The organism is [Flexibacter] sp. ATCC 35208, from assembly GCF_001975825.1.
Classification (GTDB): Bacteria; Bacteroidota; Bacteroidia; order Chitinophagales; family Chitinophagaceae; genus Chitinophaga.
Window position 1 is genome coordinate 1 of sequence record NZ_MTKN01000182.1, and the last position, 1,227, is coordinate 1,227.

Annotated in this window: 2 protein-coding genes; both read right to left on the minus strand. The window is 34.1% G+C overall.

The annotated features are described in order from the left end of the window. Window positions 1-61: 61 nt before the first annotated feature. Entirely contained in the window at window positions 62-640 is a 579-nt protein-coding gene (locus BW716_RS34950; RefSeq protein ID WP_083730664.1) for a hypothetical protein, read from the minus strand. Window positions 641-739: 99 nt separating this feature from the next. Further along, on the minus strand, window positions 740-1,051 hold the full coding sequence (locus BW716_RS34955) for a hypothetical protein (RefSeq protein WP_143709233.1): 312 nt from the start codon (window positions 1,049-1,051) through the stop codon (window positions 740-742). Window positions 1,052-1,227 lie beyond the last annotated feature (176 nt).

Sequence of the window (1,227 nt, forward strand, 5' to 3'; positions counted from 1 at the left end):
GCTGTGGAAAACTTACCAGACTATTGATAAATGGAACATTGAAAAATGACCCCTTAAAATCTCAGTCAATTCCACACCCCTTTTTCCATGCATTAAAGAAACTAATAAGCTGGTGTTCTGTATATGTTTTCTTGTGAATTTTATTAGCAGCATTTTTTACCACAACAAAGGGGTTTATCTCAAATTTCTTTTTCTTAATTATTGGTTGCCCATAATCAGCAGACCTGATATTTTTATCCAATCTCCACACGATAGAGCTATCTAATGCTATCATTAATTCTCCCATATAAATTCCGATATCATAACAAATTGAAATAGTCCTACGATCTAGTATAAAGTCTGGAACATTTGCTATTTTTTTTAATCGATCGGACATTCCACCATATGCTCTATCATATTCATCTTTAGGCATAGGCACTGTACCTACGGAATTAAACAAAAAGTTTTCAACCACTTTTAAATTATTCTCTGATAAAAAATCATAATCTCTATTAAAAAGATAAGTGCCAAGTTTCATTAACCTATCATGCTTAATATGCAGAAACCAATTGTAATAATCTTTTATTTCCTGCATGTCCAGATCCTGAAAAGACTTTTTATAATCTACGGGTATAGTTAATGTTTCATAGTTACTTGCCATTAGTCATTTTTTAACTTTAATACTTGGTTTATATTTTAATAATGCTTTATCAAGGATTGGTTTAGGTAAATCTCCATAAATTTCCACTTTAATTCCTACCTATTGTAATTCAGTGAGTAACCTGGCGGATGGACCAATTTTTCCAGTAACGGGACTGCGAAAGAATACCCAGGTAATTTCTTCTACCTTACCCAATGCTAGTAATTCTTCATCCTTTGCTATCTGGTTAGCAACATTTCCGCTAAATTCCTGGAGCCCAACTTTTACTTCAAAATTTATTTTAGCAGCTTGAATGTGAGTTCCAATTGGTATTACATCAACATATCTAGCACCTAAGGAAGTGCCAAGTGAACTACCTTTACCAGTTGGTTTATAACTCTGTTTTATCATTGCCAACGCTTCTTCGCCCATTTCCCGCAACGCAGGGTTACCGAAATTATATAATATTTTAGGAGCAAGGTATTTTGTAGCAGAATTTATAGCAACAGAAAATAGTTTATTAATATATACCTTCCTAAACTCCACTTCCTATCCCCCATCCCCATCCCAAAAGGATAATAATCCCCCGCACTCATCACCTCCGCAAC